The sequence below is a fragment of the Streptomyces sp. NPDC058375 genome (genome assembly GCF_042723425.1).
GTDB lineage: Bacteria > Actinomycetota > Actinomycetes > Streptomycetales > Streptomycetaceae > Streptomyces > Streptomyces durocortorensis.
On record NZ_JBHXJG010000426.1, the window covers coordinates 1 to 3,335 of the forward strand.

Sequence of the window (3,335 nt, forward strand, 5' to 3'; positions counted from 1 at the left end):
GGTCAGGGCGCGGTGACGCGACGGCGCCCGGCCCCTCGGAGGAGAGGCCGGGCGCCGGGCGCACAGACAGCAGTCGGCGCCCGGCTTCCCTCAAGGGGCCGGGTACCGGGGCGGGTCAGCCCTTGGGCAGCCACTTCTTCCAGACGTCCGGGTGGCGGTCGATCCAGCGCTTCGCCGCCTCCTGGGGGGTCAGCTTCTGCGAGGCGATCATCTCGGACACCTCGTTCTGGTCCTTCTCCGACCAGTGGAACTTCTTCAGGAACGCGGACGCGTCCCCGCCGCGCTGGGCGAAGTCGGCGTTGAGGAACTTCTGCAGCGGCGTCGTCGGATACGCGCAGTCGATGTCCGCCGGGTCCTTGGCCGCGCACTCGTCCGTGTACTCGGGCAGCTTCACCTCGACCATCGGGACCTCGTTGAACAGCCACTGCGGCTGGTACCAGTAGCTGAGGAAGGGCTTCTTCTCCTTGGCGAACTGCTGGATCTGGGTGATCTGGGCCGCCTCGGAGCCGGCGAAGACGACCTTGTAGTCCAGGTCCAGGTTCTTCACCAGGGCCACGTCGTTGGTGACGTAGGACGGCGAGCCGTCCATCAGCTGGCCCTTGCCGCCGCTCTCGGCGGTCTTCAGCTCGTCCGCGTACTTGTTGAGGTTCTTCCAGTCGGTGACGTCCGGATTCTTGTCGGCCCAGTACTTCGGGACGTACCAGCCGATGTGGCCGGTGACGCCGAGGTCGCCGCCCCGGACGATGGTCTTCTTCTCGTCGATGTACAGCTTCTCCTGGTCCGGGTGGCCCCAGTCCTCCAGGATCGCGTCGACGCGGCCCTGGCTGAGGGCATCCCAGGCGGGGACCTCGTCGGTCTGGACGAGGTCGACGCGGTAGCCGAGCTCCTCCTTGAGGAGCTGCTCGGCGACGGCGACATTCGCCTGGGCGCCGACCCAGGACTGGACGGAGAGCGTGACCGTCTTGACCCCGGCGGGGGCGGCGAACGGGGAAGCCTGCTTGGTCATGTCGGCGGCGCCGCAGCCCGCCGTGGCGAGCAGGGCCCCGGCCGAGGCGAGTGCCACGAGCAGGCGGGTGCGGGAGCGGTTCATCTCAGCTCTCCTGTCGCTGGCGGCGGGTGGTGGGCTGGGTGACCCGGTCGAGCATCAGGCCCAGGCAGACGATCGCCGCTCCGGCGACGAGACCGGTGGCCAGATCGCCCTGCGCGAGGCCGAGGACGACCTCGTAACCGAGGGCGCCGGAGCCGACGAGTCCGCCGATGATGACGACGGCGAGGACCAGCACGACCGCCTGGTTGACGGCGAGCAGCAAGGAGGGCCTGGCCAGCGGGATCTGCACCTGGCGCAGTTGCTGGCCCGGGGTCGCGCCGAGCGAGCGGGCGCACTCCATCGCCGCCGGGTCGACGCCCCGCAGGCCCTGCGTGGTGATGCGGATGACGGCGGGCAGCGCGTAGACGACCGCGGCTGCGGCGGCGGGCGCGCGGCCGACGCCGAAGAGGGCGACGACGGGGATCAGGTAGACGAACTGCGGCATGGTCTGGAAGACGTCCAGGACCGGTCGCAGCAGCCGCTCCAGGCGCTCGCTGCGGGCCGCGCCCACGGCGACGCCGAAGCCGATGACCAGAGTGACGGCGACGGCGGCGAGCACCTGGCTGAGGGTGTCCATCGAGGGCTCCCACACGCCGAGCACGCCGATCGCGGCCATGGCGAGGACGGCGGTGGCGGCGGTGCGCCAGGTGCCGATGGTCCAGGCGAGGGCGGCGACGATCAGCAGCACCGACCACCAGGGCAGTCCGGTGAGCCCGCTGCGCAGGGGGTTGAGGACGCCGCTGGTGAAGTGGGAGGCGAGGTCGGCGGTGCCGCCGACGACGGGCACCCCGGTGTAGAGGTGGTCGACCATCCAGTCCTTGGCGGTGTTGACCGGTCCGGCGATGGCCACGGTCAGGTCGTCGGGCCACACCTGGCCCTCGGCCGCCCGTCCGACGATGGCGACGGCCGCGGTGACCGCGGCGGCCAGGGACCAGCCGCGCCAACCGCGCAGCTGGGCCGGGCCGGTGGGCTCGGCGCCGATCCGGCGACCCGCAGCCTCGGTCGTACGGTCCAGCACGACGGCCAGCAGCACGATCGGGATGCCGGCGGCGAGGGCGGCGCCGACGTCCACGGAGGACAGCGCCTGGTAGACGCGGTCGCCGAGGCCGCCCGCGCCGATCACGGAGGCGATGACGGCCATGGAGAGCGCCATCATGATGGTCTGGTTGAGGCCGAGGAGGAGTTCCTTGCGGGCCAGCGGGAGCCGGGCGCTCAGCAGCCGCTGCCGGCCGGTCGCGCCGAGCGAGGCGACGGCTTCCATGACGCCGCCGTCCGCGCCGCGCAGGCCGAGCGCGGTGAGCCGGGCCATCGGCGGAGCCGCGTACACGACGGTGGCGAGGACCGCTCCGGGGACGCCGATGCCGAAGACCAGCACCACCGGGAGCAGATAGGCGAAGGCGGGCAGCACCTGCATGGTGTCGAGCACCGGGCGCAGGATGCGGAACACCCGGTCCGAGAGTCCGGCGGCAAGGCCCAGGAGCAGCCCCAGCACGACGGAGGCGAGCACGGCGACGACCATCAGCGCGAGCGTCTGCATGGTCGGCACCCACATGCCGAGCAGCCCGCAGAGCAGGAACGACACGCCTGCGGTGAGGGCGAGCCGGATCCCCGCGACGCGCCAGGCGACGGCGGCGGCGAACACGGTGACGCCGGCCCAGCCGAGGGCCAGCAGGACCAGGTAGACACCGCGTACGGAGAGCACGACGGCATTGCTGATGTGGCCGAAGAAGTAGAGGAACAGCGGGTGGCTGTCGCGGTTGGAGACGATCCAGTCCGTGACCTCGCCGAGCGGGGCGGAGAGGTCGGCGGTCAGCGCCTCGGGCCACATCCCGCCGCCCCAGCGGCCGTGCACGACGGGCACGACGACGGCGGCGACGAGCGCGAGGAGCAGGAGCTTCGCGGCGGCGGGGCGGTCACGGAGGGCGGCCAGCGGCCCCCGGCGCGCGCCCGCGGCGGCGGGGCGGGCCGGGGTGGCGTGTGCGGTGGCCATCAGGCGGTCACCTCGCGGGAGCCGTCCGGTGCGTCGGGGGCGCCGGGGGCGGCCGCTGCGGGCGTGGCTGTTTCCGCGGCCCCGTTCGTGCCGGGTCCGGAGGTCCCGGCCACGACGTCCAGCAGGCACGCGTGGTCGACGACGCCGACGAGCCGGCCGCCGTCCATCACCCGGGCCACGGGGTCGCCGGAGCGGGAGACCGCTTCGATGGCCTCGTACACGGTGGCTTCGGGGCGTACGGCCGGCCCGCGCTCGCTC

The 3,335-nt window shown here is 72.9% G+C and carries 2 protein-coding genes and 1 pseudogene; all 3 read right to left on the bottom strand.

The window, feature by feature from the left end:
* Positions 1-115: 115 nt before the first annotated feature.
* Positions 116-1,090: an ABC transporter substrate-binding protein gene (locus ACFWM7_RS34520; RefSeq protein WP_383268525.1), complete on the bottom strand. Its 975-nt coding sequence runs from the start codon at positions 1,088-1,090 to the stop codon at positions 116-118.
* Between the two features lies 1 nt (position 1,091).
* Complete coding sequence (locus ACFWM7_RS34525; protein WP_383268528.1) at positions 1,092-3,077, bottom strand: ABC transporter permease; 1,986 nt, start codon at positions 3,075-3,077, stop codon at positions 1,092-1,094.
* Positions 3,077-3,335, bottom strand: a pseudogene (locus ACFWM7_RS34530) (glycine/betaine ABC transporter ATP-binding protein); the annotation flags it as partial. The pseudogene ACFWM7_RS34530 and the gene ACFWM7_RS34525, both read right to left, overlap by 1 nt.